This window comes from Desulfurispirillum indicum S5 (assembly GCF_000177635.2).
Taxonomy (GTDB): Bacteria; Chrysiogenota; Chrysiogenetes; order Chrysiogenales; family Chrysiogenaceae; genus Desulfurispirillum; species Desulfurispirillum indicum.
In genome coordinates this window covers 1,314,015-1,329,680 of the sequence record NC_014836.1, presented here as the reverse complement: position 1 = coordinate 1,329,680, position 15,666 = coordinate 1,314,015, and the positions used below count along the sequence as shown (strand labels likewise).

The window sequence follows — 15,666 nt, the reverse complement described above, 5'->3', positions numbered from 1 at the left end:
CAGTCGGCTCCCTTATCAGGCGAGCAGCGGCTGACAGAGCGGGCAGAAATGGGTCGAGCGCTGGATCAGGATGATGCGCTCAATGGTGGTTCCACAGGCGCAACAGGGCGTGCCCGTGCGCCGAAAGACCTTCAGTTCGTCTTCATTACGGCCTGGGCGGCCAGCCACGGAATAGAAGTTGCCCTTGCTGGTACCCAGGGAAGTCCCCATATTCCGCAGGCCCCGCTGAAGCACCATGATGATGGCGCCATGGAGGGAAGCCACCTGCTCCGCGGCCACCAGGCGACAGGGGTTTGCCGGGTGTAGGCGGGCTTCAAACAGCGCTTCATCGGCGTAGATATTGCCAATGCCTGCGACCTTGGTCTGATCCAGCAGAAAGCTCTTCAGCATGGTGTTTCGCCCTGCCAGCAGTCTGCCCAGCACTTCGGGAGTAAATTCCGGTGACAGCGGCTCCACACCGAGGTGGGACAGTGCCCCCACGGTGTCGGGCACCAGTGAAAATCGTCCGAATTTGCGCGTATCGTGAAAACGCAGTTCCTGACCGCTCCCAAGGCAAAGAATGACGTGTTCATGTATATCGCGGGGTTTCACGGGATCACACAGGTCAAACTTGCCCGTCATGCGCAGATGCACCAGCAGACCCCAGCCACTGCTCAGTTCCATGACAAGGTACTTGGCTCGCCGTCGTATAGCAGTAAGGGTCTGCCCGGTAAGCTGATGCCTGAAATCGGCGGGAGTGTGGCTGGCAATGGAGCGGGGCCAGGTAACCTGGACATCGGAGATGGTCTGTCCCACAAGGGCACGATGGCACAGGTCATCCACCAGGGTCTGTACCTCAGGAAGTTCCGGCATGGTTTCCCCTGGTGCTGGCAATATGGTTTTTCAGTGCTTCAATACTCTCAAACTCCTTGATGGCACTCACGGCTTCCTGGAAAAACAAGTGTGGCGGCTGATCCGCGGCAAAGAGTCGGAAGAAATCCGGTAGCTCTTCACGGCTCCAGCGGGCTACCACAGACGCTGCCACCAGTCCATAAAACTTCAGCTGCTGGATCTGCAGCCCCGTCTGCACGACCTCGATACTCAGTTTTTCTTTTGAGGCAAGTTGCACGACCGCTTCGCGGCCATCCTGATACTTCAGTATGGTACCCATATGATTTCCTGACATTGAGAGTTTTTCCCCGATCATAACTCTGTTATAGTATGGGAAAAAGTTTGGAAAATCCAGCTGGGAAACACCACCAAAAGACCACAGGAGATACTGCCATGGGACATATACTGTTGCCAGTGAAAGAATCAGAACAGCGCATCACAGCATTTCAGAACGCTCTGCAGCAGCACCACCTGGATGGAGCCATCGTGGTGGGAACCACCAATATGTACTACCTGAGCGGCACCATGCAGTCCGGCGCGCTCTATGTTCCAGCCGCTGGGCCAGCCATTCTCATGGTTCGCCGCTCCCTGGAACGAGCACAGATCGAGTCTCCCATGCAAAACATCGTCCCCTTCTCCTCCTACCGCGCCTTCCATGACATTCTGCAGCAGTTTGGCCTGCCGACCCCTGCGACCATCGGGGTTGAGTACTCCATGCCCATGGACGCCTTTGGCCGCATGGAAAAATACGTCAAGGGCACCTTCAAGGACATACAGGGACTGCTGGCCAAATGCCGCTCGCGCAAAACCGCCTATGAAATTGATCTGCTCTTTGAAGCAGGGCGGCGCCATGTGGAAAACTTCTCCCGCATCCCTTCGCTCTTTCGCGGCAATATGACCGAGCTCGAGCTGGGAGCTGCCATTGAGTACCAGATGCTCCTGCTGGGCCACCACGGCATGTCCAATATTCAGACCTGGGGCAACCGCCTGCATATCGGTTATGTGAGCGCTGGCGACAGCGGGTACTATCCCCACATGTTTGACGGGCCAGGCGGCTGTAAAGGCATCTGTCCCGCTGTACCGGAGCTTGGCAGCCAGCGTCCCATCAACAAGGATGAGCCCGTGCTCATCGACCTGGCATTCGGCTACCAGGGATATCATGTGGACATGACCCGCATCTTCTGTAGAGGGAAGTTACCTCAGGAGGCCCTGGACGCGCAGAAACGCTGTATTGAAGTTCAGCAGTGGGTGGCTGAAAAGCTCAAGCCCGGCAATGTGCCAAGCCAGATCTATCAGGACATCATGGAACGCTTGAAGGCGCTGAACTGGGATGAGCATTTCATGGGATATGGCGACCGTGCCGTGAAGTTTCTGGGCCACGGAGTCGGCCTGGCCGTGGACGAATATCCTGCCATTGCCAAAGGGTTCGATGAGCCACTGGAAGCTGGCATGACCCTGGCCGTTGAGCCCAAGAAAGTCATCCCCGGACTTGGCGTCGTTGGTATTGAAAACACCTGGCTGATCATGGAAAATGGAGACGCGCGCAAGATGACCGAGATGGACGACGAAATCCAGGTACTGCCCACCTGAACAGGCAGTACTTATGAAACCCAAGGAATAACCATGGAATGCAAAGCAGAAAGTATTGACTTTATCTTCCCCGAAGATCTCAACCATCACGGTACGCTCTTTGGCGGAAAAATCACGAAACAGATGGCCAAGACCGCCGCCATAGTGGCAACCCGTTACGCCCACAGCAAAATACTGCTCGTTTCCATTAACAATTTCACCTTCCTGGCCCCTGTCAATCTGGGCGACACCTTCCGTATTGAAGCGCGGGTCATCGGCACCGGACGCACCAGCATCGAGATCCGTGCCGAAGGATTTACCCAGAACCCCCTGGAAGGCGAAGAGAGCCGCGCCTGCTTCGCCTATTTCACCTTTGTGAAACTGGCCGAAGACAACACTCCTCTGCCGGTGGACCCCTTCAGAAGTGAAAACGACTATACCCGCGAGATGGAGATGGTCAGAACCATCAAGGAAATGAGTCGGAACCTGCGTGATATTGTGCAGTAGCATGGAGTGCGGGTACAGTTTCGCAATCCTTCAGCATCCTTGACCTGGACATGAAGCGTTGAACAATTGTCGTTTGCCTCGAGTAAATGACTTCAATTTGCCATGCTTGACTCATTCAGCATTCAGACTATGCATACATTGTCCTTTTGTAACCATTCACGGTCACCCAGCGCTTTTTCAGCAGGAGCGCCAGTGTTCCGAGAGCGAGCCCGGATGGCGAGCGGCAGAGACTCGAACCACGGACGAAAAGGAGCTTCTCTGGGAGGAATGCTGGCGCGAGTGCCATTACACCGTGAAGAGTTACGTGAAGTCTGCTCTCCGCAAGGCGTCCGTCTCAGCGGGAAGCGCGGCGCAGCACATCCTCTATCACAGCCTGGGTATACGCCTTCAGCCCCCATTTCTGGGCTAGCATCACGGCGTTTTCGGCGATGGCGGGTATTTCGTCAATGGGTATACCGCCTTCGTGCAGGCTGGCGGGGATATCCATGGAGCGCAGCCAGCGTTCAAGTTCAGCGATGGCAGCCTGGGCGCCCTGCCGGTCGTCCTGGTGGTCAAGCTCGAAAATGCGCCGACCAAACTGATTTACCTTCCTGGGGGAGCTGTCGCTGTGGTATTTGAGCCAACCGGGCAGGATCATGGCCAGTCCGGCACCATGGGAAACATCATACAGGGCACTGAGTGAGTGCTCGATCATGTGCATGGGGAATCCGGCAGGCCCGATGCCACAGGGAGCCAGTCCGTTGAAGGCAAGGGTCGCCCCCCACATGATGTTGGCGCGGGCATCATAGTGATCGGGCTGCTCACGTATAATGGCGGCGCATTCCATGAGGGTTCTGATGATTCCTTCGGCGTAACGGTCCTGCAGGGGCGTCCAGGGATCGCTGCCGTTGAAGTAGCCTTCCAGCAGGTGCACCATGGCATCCACGACACCGTAGAGGGAGTGGTTGACCGGCGCGCTGAAGCTGTTGACGGGGTCCAGAATGGACACCTTGGGAGAGAGGGGTTCGCCACCCAGGTTGAACTTCTGTCTGGTCTGTTCGTTGGTGATGACGCCCCCGCTGTTCATCTCCGACGCTGCGGCGGGCAAGGTCAGGACAACGGTAATGGGCGCGGCGTCAAGCACATTGGCCTTGCCGGTGAAAAAGTCCCAGACGTCACCTTCGTAACGGACTCCCGCCGCCACGGCCTTGGCGGTGTCGATAACGCTGCCACCGCCTACGGCGACGATGGCGTCGAGATTTTCACGCCGGAAGGTGTCAATGGCCTGGCGCACAAAACCCAGGACGGGATTGGGCTGCACGCCGGAACACTCCACCCAGGATATTCCCGCTGTGCTCAGGCTGCTGGTGACCTTTGCCAGGATGCCATGCTTCACGACACTTCCCTGACCGGTGAGCAGCAGCACCCGCCTGCCGTAGGGCAGCGTCGCCTTGCCGATGGACGCGGTCTTGTCACGACCAAATACGATGCGGGTGGGGTTATGGAAGACAAAGTTCTGCACAAGTTTCTCCTTTCGTATTCATTCAGGATTTTCGAATGCAAGAAAGGCTCTTTCCTCTCGCCAAGCCGCAGAGAACGCAGAGAAGACTGGTGGTCAAATTAATTTCCTTGTATTTCCTTGGCGTGCTCCGCGTCTTGAGTGAGCGCAGCGAACGGGCGAGAGATATCGCCTTTTCTTTTGCCTGCCTTTCCCTAAAGGCTTTGCGTGTGACGTTCTATAACGTTTTCTTGCCGTATACCGTGAAGAGTTATCACCTTTCTACTCGCCGCTCAGGAGTGCCTGGTAACGTTCTTCTATTTCCGCTACGCTGGTGTGCTCCTCTCCGTAGAGGCGCAGCATTTCGTGGGAGAAGATCACGGCGTCACGGACCGCTTCCAGCATGTCGCCATGGCTCCCTTTACGGTGTGCTTCCACGATGCTCATGCCATCGAGGAAATCCAGGGGACCTTGGGGGAAGTCGTCGAGAAAGCCGGCAGGAGCGCTGACGATGTGTTCGGCGTCGAGAAAACGCAGGTCTTCCTCGTCGTCAAACTCGCGGTCACCGTCAAACTCGATATGGTCGTTCAAAGCCTCTTCTATCATGTCCATGGCTTCTTCCAGGTCGTTCCCCTCGACGCACTCCACAATAAGCTGCCGCTCCTGTTCGTCAACACCAAGTATGGCAAACCCTTCCAGGCCGTCATAGCTGATGGGAAGGTAGAACGCGTGGGGCGAAGTGGCTTCGAGGGTTGCCAGATAGCGGCGTACTTCATCCAGGTTGTTAATGAGGTAGTCGGCGGCAAAATAGGTTTCCGGCGTGCCTTCTTTCTGGCCGACTTCTTCCATGAGGTCGAGAATCGCGCCTTCGTTACGACTGAGGAAGTCGGAAAGGGGCTGTGGGGTCATGATGCCCTCTTCGCGACAGATTTTCAGCTCCTCCTCATAGCTGGCCAGCAGACCCGAACGCAGCGAAGGCATGTGCAGGGGAGAGACCGGCTGAGAAAGAGAGAGGGGAACCAGCCTGCCGTCCACTTCCATGAAGCGGGCCATGAATATGGCTTTCAGGGGATACCGGTCCAGGTGCGAGGCCTCAATGGTTCGCTCTTCATCCAGGAAGATGTCGTGGATATGCGCCACGCTCTGCTCTCTTTGCCGCAGCTGATAGACTGACGGGTAACTTTTCAGTGCCTGCTCGACATAGGCGCGCTTGAGGGGATGAATGCGCTTGTTTGAACGCAGAAAGCTTTCGGCGATGGTTTCATCCTGGGCTGTCGGTAGAAAATCAAAGAAGAGATGGCACATAAAGGCATCGGTCATGAGTTCCTGAAACATCTCTTCGCCCAGGATATTGGCCAGTTCGTCTTCATCCACATCATCGCGATCGATGCTGTAGTAGTCGTAAATGGCTTCAACCATGGTCAACGCATGCTTGCCAGCGGTATAACGCGCCAGCTCCTCCAGCAGCTGACCGGCCCAGAAGAGAGGATCATGTCCGTTGCCAAAATCTTCAATTGTGGAGGATGAGGTAAAATCCGGTTTAATAATCTTTTTGTTTTTTTTCTTGTCCATGGAAATGCCTTTCTTTCGTGCAAAACGGTTTATAATCATAAAAGGTGTGACAAAGGCACATGAGCGCTGCTCTGTGGAAGCTGACACTCTTCAGAAAACCAGGCTCAGCATCCCCAGCCCCATCATCAGACCAAAACCCACAAAGACATACCCACTGAGACGATACAGGTGGAAGATATTCACCGTCACCATGTCTTTAAAGGTTACCACCACATACGTGGAGAGGATGGCAGCAAAGGCAAAACCCATGATAAGTGGCACCGGAGTACTGTAGTGGAGCGCCAGTCCGGCCATAACCCCCTGGGTTTTGTCGCCGAACTCTGTCACAAAACATGCCAGCGCGCAAGTGTATACGGGATTGGAAAACTCCCGCACGTTCTTGCGGATAACATTGCCCGGCGGTCGCGAATAGAGCATGTACAGGCCAAGCAGCGCAAAAAAGACAAAACACAGCCCTGAAGTGTAGATCGCTGACAGGGGCGCACCCACATAGGATGCCAGGATAATCACGGGGACGTTGGCCAGCAGCACCCCGATTATGGCTCCGGCAAAGACATGGGGTGGAGCATAGATCGTGAGCAGAAAGAGAATCATGATCTGCGATTTGTCATACATTTCCGCTGGAAACGCCAGGGTAAATGCCATTATAAAGGCTTCGTGATAGGAACCCACCTGGTACTCCCTTGCTCGGAGGCTGCTGCGCCACGCAGCGGTTACAGAGGAAACAGCATCTGAAATTCCACGTCATCACGCTGTGCAACCGCAACCTGCTGTGATAGTATCACCATACACTTCCCGATTAAAGGACAGATTACCCCATGGAATGGATACAACGACTGATCATAGCGCTTCCCGTGCTCCTCATCGCCATTACCTTCCACGAGCTGGCCCACGGCTACGTGGCCTATCGCCTTGGTGATCCCACGGCCAAGAATCAGGGGCGGCTTACCCTCAACCCGATCAAACACCTGGACGCACTGGGCACACTGACCCTCATAGTGACGCAGATTATCGGCTGGGCCAAACCGGTGCCCGTTGACTACCGCTACTTCGCCAACCCGAAACGGGACATGATGTGGGTGGCCCTGGCCGGGCCGGCTGCCAATTTTACCCTGGCGTGCGTCTTCGCCGTGATCTTCCACGCCATGAAAGACATGCAGGTCAGCGCCGATGCCATGGTCTATGTGCACCCCATCTTTCTCATGGTGCAGATGGGGGTGATCATCAACCTGGCCCTGGGGATCTTTAACCTCATCCCCATCCCCCCACTGGACGGCGGCCGCATTCTCGTATCACTGCTGCCAGACCGACAGGCCTATCAGGTCGCCCGTATTGAACCTTACGGTTTTTTCATAATCCTGGCCCTGCTGTTTTTCGGTGGAACCCAGAAAGTTATCTGGCCCTTGATTCAAACTTTCCGCTTACTCCTGGGGGTGTAATATGAAACCATCAGCCGTTGCCCTGCTTTCCGGGGGCATGGACTCAACCTGTGCCCTGCTGAAATACCTGCACGATGGAGGTGTTGTCCGGCACGCGTTGACCATGGCCTACGGACAGCTGGCGCAAGAGAAGGAAATTGCCGCTGCTGCGGCCATCTGTGATCACTTGGGTATACCCCATGAAACCGTCGAACTGCCCTTTCTGGCCCGTTTGAGCAACTCAAGCCTCAATCGCGGCACCATCCCCGAAAATATTGACATCAATGACACCAGACAATCGGAGCAGAGCGCCCGCAGCGTCTGGGTTCCCAACCGCAACGGCCTGTTCATCAATATTGCCGCGGTCTTTGCCGAGAGCATGGGCTGTCAGCACATTATCACGGGGTTCAATGTCGAAGAGGCGCAAACCTTCCCTGACAACTCACGGGACTTCCTGATGGCCGCCAACGGTGCTTTGCACTTCTCTACCCTGGATACCCTGTTTGTGGTCAGTGGCACCATCGACATGGACAAAAAGGAGATTGCCGGCTACCTCATGCGTAACGCTTTCCCCATGGAGCTTATCTGGAGCTGTTACAAGGGTGAAGAGGTTCCCTGCGGCACCTGTGAAAGCTGCCTGCGCATGAAGCGGGCCATAGAAGAGGCACAATGACCTATTCAGCACGAGTTATCACATTAAGCGACAAAGGGTATACAGGGCAGCGCACTGACACCAGTGGCCCGGCTCTGGTCAGCAGGCTGCGGGAGCTGGGATTCGCCGTCGAGCCGGAGCCGGTGATTCTGCCGGACACCAGCGACATGATAGAAGAAGCTCTCCGCAAAGCTGTCAAAGAAAATATTGCCCTTGTCCTGACCACCGGCGGAACCGGCGTGTCTCCCCGTGACGTCACCCCTGAAGCAACGCGCATGGTGGTGGAAAAGGAAATCCCCGGCATGGCCGAAGCCATGCGCGCCGCCAGCATGCTCAAGACTCCCCACGCCATGATCTCCCGGGCCGTGGTGGGCATCTGCAAGGCCAGCCTGATTGTGAACCTGCCCGGATCGGAAAAGGGAGCGAGGGAAAATCTGGCTGCCATAGAACCAGCCCTGTTCCACGCCATAAAAAAAATTCACGGTGATCCCAGCGACTGTGCTTCTGCACCCTGAAAGAACACATTTCCCAGAAACAGGAGGGTATATGCTGACACATAAGCTCTATGTAGCCGGCCAGTGGATGGATACCGGCACAACCATTGACGTTTGCAACCCCTACGATGGCAGTGTCATCGCAAAAGTCTGTCAGGCGACTTCCGAGGTAACCGAACGCGCCCTGTCATCGGCCAGTGCGGCTCGCAGCACCATGGCGCAACTGACTGCCAGACAACGGGGCGAGATCCTTGATCGTCTGAGCCACGCTATTGCCAGGGATAAAGAGGAGATCGCCCGCACTATTGCCCTCGAAGCTGGCAAAGGCATCAGCTTTGCCCGTGGGGAAGTGGATCGCAGTGTAGAAACCTTTCAGTTCGCCGCCGATGAAGCCCGCCGTCTGTGTGGCGAACTGATTCCCTTTGATGCAGCCGCGACCGGTTCCGGTCGCTTCGGCTACTTCCGTCGCTACCCCGTGGGGGCCATTGGCGCCATAACGCCCTTTAACTTTCCACTCAACCTCGTCGCCCATAAAGTCGGCCCCGCCATCGCGGCTGGCTGCCCCGTTGTCCTCAAACCCGCTTCCACTACACCACTGACATCTATCAAACTGGTAGAGCTCCTGCTTGAAGTCGGACTGCCGGCAGAAGGCATCAACCTGCTGGTTGGTTCAGGATCCACTGTCGGCAACGCCATGGTCACCTCCGAGAAACTGGATATGATCACATTTACTGGTTCCCCGGGAGTAGGACTTGGAATCAAGGCTGCTTCAGGCATAAAAAAAGTGACACTGGAGCTTGGCTCCAACTCAGCAGTGGTCATCCACCAGGACGCTGACATCCAGAAAGCGCTCCCCCGCTGTGTCATCGGAGGCTTCGCCAATTCGGGCCAGGTATGCATCAGTATTCAGCGCATCTACGTACACCGCTCACGCTACGAGGAATTCCGCACGGCTTTTGTGGATGCAGTGAAACAGGCGGTAACCGGTGACCCCATGCAGGAGCAGACCCTTGTCGGCCCCATGATTGAGGAAAGGGAAGCGGAGCGCATCGAAAAATGGGTGCAGGAAGCACTCACACAAGGGGCGACTATACTCTGCGGTGGCAAACGTCGCGGCACACTGATGGAACCCACAGTACTCGAGAACACCACGGAAAGAATGACCGTGGTGTGGGAGGAGGCATTTGCCCCGGTCGTCTGCCTGATGGCCTACGACAACATCGAGGAAGCGGTGGCACGGGTGAATGACTCCCAGTTCGGCCTGCAGGCGGGCATCTTTACCACAGACATCAAGACGGCTTTCTACGCCGTTGATCACATGCATGTCGGCGGTGTCATGGTCAATGACATGCCAACGTTCCGCGTTGACAACATGCCCTATGGCGGCGTGAAGCTCAGCGGAACCGGCCGCGAGGGAGCCCGTTTCAGTGTGGAGGAAATGACCGAACTGAAGACGGTGATGTTTAATCTGAACTGAACGTGGTTTTCCGAATTTCATGAGATGGAAGGCGATACATGAAGAAATTTATCAAGTGGTTCCTGATCCTGCTGGTTATCATCTTTGTGACCAGCGCGGTCATCAGCTCCATGGACCGTCAGAAGAAGTTGAAAGAGCCCCATATCGGACTGGTTACCCTTGAGGGCATTCTCTATGACATAGATTTTGTGTCCGGCGCCCTGGACGATTTCGCCCGCAATCCCATGATCACCGGCGTCCTGGTGCGGGTCAATTCACCTGGCGGCGTGGTCACGCCCTCACAGGAGCTGTACTCTCTTATTCGCCACTATCCCAAACCCGTGTGGGCATTCCATGACGGCCTGGCCGCCAGTGGCGCGCTCTTCGCCACCATAGGTGCAGATCGCATCGGCACCCAGAGCACCACCATAACCGGCAGCATAGGGGTTATCATCCGCTCCATCAATGCCCGGGAGCTCTACGAGAAAATCGGCATTGAAGAGATCACGGTCAAAACCGGCCCCTTCAAGAACATCCTCAGCACCAACCAGCCCCTTGGCGACGACGAACGCAGGATCCTCGAAGAGTTGATCGGTGACAGCTACGATGAGTTCGTGAACGCTATTGCCAGCTCGCGGGATATGGACAAACAACTGCTCATTGACATTGCCGACGGACGTATCTTCAGTGGCCTGCGAGCTGTTGAGTATGGCCTGGCTGATGAGATTTCATCCTATCACGAGTTTCGCAACAAATTCGCCCAGGAGCTGCAGGTACACCCGGACAACTATTTCGTCTATCAGCGCAGCCGAGGAGAGCGCTTGAGAGAGCTGCTCTCGACCGTTCAGGCAACCTTTGACACCTCCGTTTCCATGATGTATCTGCTGGATTGACATGGAAGCCCGGTACTGGAGCCCTATGAACGATCAACAGCTGCGCTGCGATCTTTGTCCTCACAGGTGTATAATCGCCCCAGGCAACAGCGGCATATGCAGGATACGTCACAATCGGGGCGGGCGCATGGAAGCACTCTCCTATGGAAGGGTTATCAGCACGCATATTGACCCCATTGAAAAAAAGCCCCTGGCCCGTTTTTTCCCGGGCCAGGGCACCCTGAGCATCAGCTGTGGTGGCTGTAACATGCGCTGCCAACACTGCCAGAACTTCCCCATTTCCTGTGAATTCTCCCCCGACCTGTACGAGCAGATCCCTGTGCTCAGCTTTGCCCATATTCTGGCTCAGCTGAAGAAATCCGGCACCTCCATACTCAGCTTTACCTATGCCGAACCCTCCATAGCCTATGAGTTCACCATCGACTGCGCCCGTGCCGTCCGTGAAGCGGGAATGCATACCGCTTTGATCACTAATGGCTACCTCAGCGACGCGCCTTGGCAGGAACTGACGCCCTGGATCAGCGCCATGAATATCGACCTCAAAGGTGATGAAGGGATATACCGAACCATCTGCAAGGCGCCAGGGGGTTATGGACAGGTGCTGCGCAATATTGCCACCGCCTTTGAGGCGGGAGTACATATAGAGCTGACAACCCTGCTGATTCCCTCTATCACTGATACTGTTATGGATCAGCTCATAGAAGACGTCTGCGCCATCTCTACCACGATCCCCTGGCATATCAGTGCCTATTTCCCCCGCTACCAATCCCATGAGCCAGCTACCACCCGCGAGCAGGTACTTCGTGTTGCGGATAAAATCCGGGAAAAAAAATGTAACTTTGTCTATACTGGCAATATATAATTCAAACATCACAGAGTACGTCAGGTACTTTAATTTTGCAGAAACACAAGAGTGGGAATCCTCAAGGACACTTTCTCTCTAGTCGAGATTCAATGAGCCGGGAGCCTTATGAAAGGAAGCCTGTGAAACATACTTTCCGCTGGATTCTGAAAGAACCTTTTATGGCAGCCGCTGCGCTTGTTCTCCTGTTTGGCGTGCTGTCAAGCTGGTTTACCATTGAAACCCGTCACCAGCATATACTTCAGGGGCTTCAGCGTGACGCCCGACTGATCGCCCAGGCTCTGAACCAGCAGCACATCGCAGACTTTGACGGCTCCATCAGGGACAGACAGCAGCCCGCCTACCGGCGTCTGCAGGAGCAACTCGCAGCTTTGGTTCCTCTCTATCCCAGTATTGAAATTATCTCTCTCCTGAAGCACGATCATAACGGCACTCTTGTCACTCTGCTTGAGACAGGTGTCGATTTCACAGAAGGCGATCCTGTCCCGGCACAAACGTCTCCGGGTGTGGCTGAAGCCATGCAGACCGGTGCTGAATATCTCATTGGGCCGCTGAAGACGGAGCGCGGCAGACAGATACACGTTCTTATCCCAGTTACCCACGCAAACACTGGCCAGCTGCTGGCGGTTCTCAAAGCCGAAGCGGACGCAGTAAAAATCCGTTATCACTCCCGCGGCGCTGCTCTCATCCCTCTGGTAACCTGTGCTTTGCTCATGGGAATTCTTCTGTGCGGACGATTCATTCAGCACTTTCAACAGCGGGAAAATCTGCATCGTGTGCGCCACACGCAGGTCTGGATCGTCGCCCTGTGCGGCCTTACCCTGACACTCTGTGGTACATGGATGAGCTATACCTTCGAACAGCAGCGTATCCAGCGAACCTTTGAGCAGATGGCCGACACCGAGTCCCTGGGACTCTCCATAACCCTCAACATCCTGCGTGACATCAGCCTGGCGGGACTCTCCAGCTTTATGGCAGGGAAACCCGATCTGTCCATGGAGGATTTCCAGGAGTACACCAGTCATCTTCTGCATATACCCGCTATAGACGCTCTTTCCTGGAGCCCTCTTGTTCCGCGCAGGGACCGTGAAGCCTTTGAAGCAAACGCGAGACGCGAAATCACCCCTTCTTTCCGGATATGGGAGCGTAACGACTCAGGGAGAATTATTCCCGCGCAGGATCGAGATCTCTACTATCCACTGCTCTACCGGGCTCCTTTGGCTGGCAATGAGCATGTTCTTGGATTTGATATCGCGTCGGAACCCTTGCGCCGCATTGCCATGGAAACAACCCTGAATGATGGAATACCATCCGCCTCGGATCCCCTGGTTCTTCAGAAAGGCGAATACCGTGAATATGGGCTCCTGTTGTACCTGCCAATATTCCAACAGAACACAGAAGTTCTCAGGGGTTTTATCACCTCTGTTCTCCCACTGGAATCACTGTTGGCAAGCACCACAGGCGGAACATGGAACCCGCAGACTCCATTGATGCATCTGGATATCTGGCAGCTGCGCACCGGCCACCCCCCCCTTTTGCTGACCTCCACAGATCAGGCGCTTGCGCACCACGACCGCACACCAGACTTTTCCGTTAACCGCCCCCTGCTGGTTTTCGGCAAAGCTTTTATGGTATCGGCAGAGCCTGGCACCAGCTTCCATGCCATGCACCCCAATAACATGATAACACTGACCCTTCTCTCAGGACTGCTGATAACGTCTGCCCTGACTCTGCTGGTCGCCACGTTTATCAACAGGCACACTGAACTTGAACATCTGGTTCAGGAACGCACCCAGGCTCTGCACTCCAGTAATGAGTACCTTTATGCAACCCTGCGAAGTATTGGCGATGGGGTTATCAGCACCGACGCGTCGGGCAACGTCACCGGCCTCAACCTGGTGGCTCAGGCACTGACAGGCTGGCATGAGGAACAGGCGATCGGACATCCCATCACAGAAATTTTTCACATTGTCCACGCCACAACCCGACAGACGGCTTTCAATCCGGTAGAACGCTCACTCCGTGAGGGAGTCATTGTTGGCCTTGCCAACCACACTGTGCTTATTTCCCGCGATGGAACAGAATACCAGATCGCTGACAGCTGCGCCCCCATTCGCGACAAAGCGGGTACCGTCAGTGGAGCGGTGCTGGTCTTCCGTGATGTCACTGAGGAGTACCTGGCCAGGCAGAAGCTTCAGGAGAGTGAAGAAACCTATCGGGCCCTGGTAAGCGGACTGCCGGATATTGTCTTGCGTTTCGACCACGAAGGCCGCCACGTATTCGCCTCCGACAATATCGCCCTGACAGGCGCCCACGAACCAGCTAGCCTCCTGGGAAAAACCCATATGGACCTTGGCTTGCCGCGCGCATGGCATGAAGCCGTCATGCAGGTCTTCGCCAGTGGCCAGGCAAATGAACTGGAGTATTCCTATGACGGAGCATTGGGATACCGCCAGTATAACTGGCGGCTGGTGCCGGAGTTTAACGCCGATGGCACTGTCAGCTCCGTGCTGACCATCAGCCGGGACATCACCGAACACCGGCGAGCTGAGCAGCACTACCGCATGCTCTTTCAGCGCATGCTCGACGGGTTTGCCCTGCATGAAATGCTGTGCAACGAACAGGGAACCGCTATAGATTACCGCTTTCTGACGGTAAACCCTGCTTTTGAACAGCTGACCGGGCTCAAAGGCATGGATGTCGTCGGCAGAACCATCCGCGAAATAATGCCCGAAATAGAGGATATATGGATTCAGTGTTATGCCGGGGTGGCCCTGTCAGGGGAAGAGAAGGTGTTTGACCAGTACTCCGTCGAGCTTGGCCGGCACTTCCATGTGCGGGCATTCAATACCGGCAAAGGGCAGTTCGCGACCCTCTTCACCGATATCACCGAGCGCAAACGCCACGAAGAAGAGCTGCACGAGCAAATCAGACAGGGTATCGAACAGGTGCGCCAGCAAGATCTTATCATCTATGAGCAGCGTCGCAAGGAAGCCCTGCTGCAATTGCTGGTCAACCTGGCTCACCAGTGGCGCCAGCCTCTGAATGTCATCGGACTGCTGGCTCAGCAGATTGAAGATGAACTTGAACTGGATCACCAGCAACGACTCTTTGTAAAAAAATGGGTCAATGGCATCATGGGACAGCTTGAAGACCTCTCCACTATCATTGACCGCTTCACCGGCCTTCACGATGCCAAGGATATACCTGCATCCTACGCCTTGAGGGATCTGTGCGAAGAAGCAAAAGAGCTGCTGCTCGGCCACCTGCGTGGGCGAGGTATCGAGGTCTGCTGTACCATTGATCCTGGCCTGACCCTGCGCGCATGTCGTTCCGACTGGGTGGAGATTTTCCTGAAGCTGCTGGAAAATGTCGCAAACATCGTTGATGAGCGTCATCTGGAAGGAGCCCAGATCATGATCGCCGCCGAAAGCCAGGGTGCCGAAACCATCATTACAATTGAAGATAACGCAGGTGGAATCCGCGCGGAGATACTGCCCAGGGTGTTTGATCCGTATGTCACCACCGCTTTCATGAGTCGCGATAAAGGGCTCGGCCTCTATCTGGTGCAACGCATTATCGTCGACCGCTATCAAGGCTCAGTTATGGCAGAGAACACGGAGTTCGGAGCGCGCTTTATCCTGAGGGTTAAAGACATGCTGTAACAGCGGGAACTGCCAGACACAAGAAAAGCCGTAATCTTTCGCGGAAGTGCTGAAAACACAGACTCAATGGAAGTATCGAAAAACCTTTTTTCCTGAGCCGCTTTTGCACTCCAGCCTGGTGTCAGAGTGAGCGTCGATAATCTGCTGTTTCGGAGGTGCGAAACTTGCGTTTTGAGTATTTCAGCAAGCTGTGAGATAGTGCATACGAATCATTTTCATGTATACAATGGA

The 15,666-nt window shown here is 55.2% G+C and carries 14 protein-coding genes; 9 read left to right on the top strand and 5 right to left on the bottom strand.

Annotation, left to right across the window (positions count from 1 at the left end; genetic code table 11):
• Window positions 1-15: 15 nt before the first annotated feature.
• Together mutM and SELIN_RS06265 are read right to left on the bottom strand one after the other, a co-directional pair.
• Window positions 16-852 carry a bifunctional DNA-formamidopyrimidine glycosylase/DNA-(apurinic or apyrimidinic site) lyase gene (gene mutM, locus SELIN_RS06270; protein WP_013505824.1) on the bottom strand — a complete coding sequence of 279 codons (837 nt, stop codon included), beginning with the start codon at window positions 850-852 and terminating at the stop codon, window positions 16-18.
• Complete coding sequence (locus SELIN_RS06265; protein ID WP_013505823.1) at window positions 836-1,150, bottom strand: hypothetical protein; 315 nt, start codon at window positions 1,148-1,150, stop codon at window positions 836-838. The genes mutM and SELIN_RS06265 overlap by 17 nt, the downstream gene beginning before the upstream one ends.
• 113 nt (window positions 1,151-1,263) lie before the next feature.
• Between SELIN_RS06265 and SELIN_RS06260 the strand changes: the two genes are divergently transcribed.
• Together SELIN_RS06260 and SELIN_RS06255 are read left to right on the top strand one after the other, a co-directional pair.
• The gene (locus SELIN_RS06260) at window positions 1,264-2,460 is read left to right on the top strand and encodes a M24 family metallopeptidase (protein ID WP_013505822.1); all 1,197 of its coding nucleotides are present in this window, start codon (window positions 1,264-1,266) and stop codon (window positions 2,458-2,460) included.
• A gap of 33 nt (window positions 2,461-2,493) precedes the next feature.
• Window positions 2,494-2,946, top strand: a complete 453-nt coding sequence (locus SELIN_RS06255; RefSeq protein ID WP_013505821.1) for an acyl-CoA thioesterase — start codon at window positions 2,494-2,496, stop codon at window positions 2,944-2,946.
• A 334-nt stretch (window positions 2,947-3,280) separates the two neighbouring features.
• Here the strand turns inward: SELIN_RS06255 and SELIN_RS06250 are convergent, their stop codons facing one another.
• From SELIN_RS06250 to SELIN_RS13870, 3 genes are all read right to left on the bottom strand, one after another.
• Entirely contained in the window at window positions 3,281-4,447 is a 1,167-nt protein-coding gene (locus SELIN_RS06250) for an iron-containing alcohol dehydrogenase (RefSeq protein WP_013505820.1), read from the bottom strand.
• 258 nt (window positions 4,448-4,705) lie between these two features.
• Window positions 4,706-5,995, bottom strand: coding sequence for a hypothetical protein (locus SELIN_RS06245; protein ID WP_013505819.1), 1,290 nt, complete (start codon window positions 5,993-5,995; stop codon window positions 4,706-4,708).
• Between the two features lie 90 nt (window positions 5,996-6,085).
• Entirely contained in the window at window positions 6,086-6,667 is a 582-nt protein-coding gene (locus SELIN_RS13870; protein ID WP_013505818.1) for a TMEM165/GDT1 family protein, read from the bottom strand.
• Between the two features lie 146 nt (window positions 6,668-6,813).
• Here SELIN_RS13870 and SELIN_RS06235 point away from each other — a divergent pair, with 146 nt between their 5' ends.
• The 7 genes from SELIN_RS06235 (at window position 6,814) to SELIN_RS06205 (ending at window position 15,435) form a co-directional block, all read left to right on the top strand.
• The gene (locus SELIN_RS06235; RefSeq protein ID WP_013505817.1) at window positions 6,814-7,434 is read left to right on the top strand and encodes a site-2 protease family protein; all 621 of its coding nucleotides are present in this window, start codon (window positions 6,814-6,816) and stop codon (window positions 7,432-7,434) included.
• 1 nt (window position 7,435) lies between these two features.
• Entirely contained in the window at window positions 7,436-8,086 is a 651-nt protein-coding gene (queC, locus tag SELIN_RS06230; protein WP_013505816.1) for a 7-cyano-7-deazaguanine synthase QueC, read from the top strand.
• Window positions 8,083-8,580 (top strand): MogA/MoaB family molybdenum cofactor biosynthesis protein, encoded by a 498-nt coding sequence (locus tag SELIN_RS06225; RefSeq protein WP_013505815.1) that lies wholly within the window; start codon window positions 8,083-8,085, stop codon window positions 8,578-8,580. The genes queC and SELIN_RS06225 overlap by 4 nt, the downstream gene beginning before the upstream one ends.
• Before the next feature lie 31 nt (window positions 8,581-8,611).
• Entirely contained in the window at window positions 8,612-10,036 is a 1,425-nt protein-coding gene (locus SELIN_RS06220; RefSeq protein ID WP_013505814.1) for an aldehyde dehydrogenase family protein, read from the top strand.
• A gap of 38 nt (window positions 10,037-10,074) precedes the next feature.
• Window positions 10,075-10,908 (top strand): signal peptide peptidase SppA, encoded by an 834-nt coding sequence (gene sppA, locus SELIN_RS06215; protein WP_013505813.1) that lies wholly within the window; start codon window positions 10,075-10,077, stop codon window positions 10,906-10,908.
• 127 nt (window positions 10,909-11,035) lie between these two features.
• Window positions 11,036-11,770, top strand: coding sequence for a radical SAM protein (locus SELIN_RS06210; RefSeq protein ID WP_049871100.1), 735 nt, complete (start codon window positions 11,036-11,038; stop codon window positions 11,768-11,770).
• Between the two features lie 122 nt (window positions 11,771-11,892).
• Complete coding sequence (locus tag SELIN_RS06205; protein ID WP_041725959.1) at window positions 11,893-15,435, top strand: CHASE domain-containing protein; 3,543 nt, start codon at window positions 11,893-11,895, stop codon at window positions 15,433-15,435.
• Window positions 15,436-15,666: the final 231 nt, after the last annotated feature.

Excerpts from the sequence above, each read along its gene's own strand:
- mutM (WP_013505824.1), bottom strand. The coding sequence starts at position 852 with ATGCCGGAACTTCCTGAGGTACAGACCCTGGTGGATGACCTGTGCCAT.
- SELIN_RS06265 (WP_013505823.1), bottom strand. The coding sequence starts at position 1,150 with ATGGGTACCATACTGAAGTATCAGGATGGCCGCGAAGCGGTCGTGCAA.
- SELIN_RS06260 (WP_013505822.1), top strand. The coding sequence starts at position 1,264 with ATGGGACATATACTGTTGCCAGTGAAAGAATCAGAACAGCGCATCACA.
- SELIN_RS06255 (WP_013505821.1), top strand. The coding sequence starts at position 2,494 with ATGGAATGCAAAGCAGAAAGTATTGACTTTATCTTCCCCGAAGATCTC.
- SELIN_RS06245 (WP_013505819.1), bottom strand. The coding sequence starts at position 5,995 with ATGGACAAGAAAAAAAACAAAAAGATTATTAAACCGGATTTTACCTCA.
- SELIN_RS06235 (WP_013505817.1), top strand. The coding sequence starts at position 6,814 with ATGGAATGGATACAACGACTGATCATAGCGCTTCCCGTGCTCCTCATC.
- queC (WP_013505816.1), top strand. The coding sequence starts at position 7,436 with ATGAAACCATCAGCCGTTGCCCTGCTTTCCGGGGGCATGGACTCAACC.
- SELIN_RS06225 (WP_013505815.1), top strand. The coding sequence starts at position 8,083 with ATGACCTATTCAGCACGAGTTATCACATTAAGCGACAAAGGGTATACA.
- SELIN_RS06220 (WP_013505814.1), top strand. The coding sequence starts at position 8,612 with ATGCTGACACATAAGCTCTATGTAGCCGGCCAGTGGATGGATACCGGC.
- sppA (WP_013505813.1), top strand. The coding sequence starts at position 10,075 with ATGAAGAAATTTATCAAGTGGTTCCTGATCCTGCTGGTTATCATCTTT.
- SELIN_RS06210 (WP_049871100.1), top strand. The coding sequence starts at position 11,036 with ATGGAAGCACTCTCCTATGGAAGGGTTATCAGCACGCATATTGACCCC.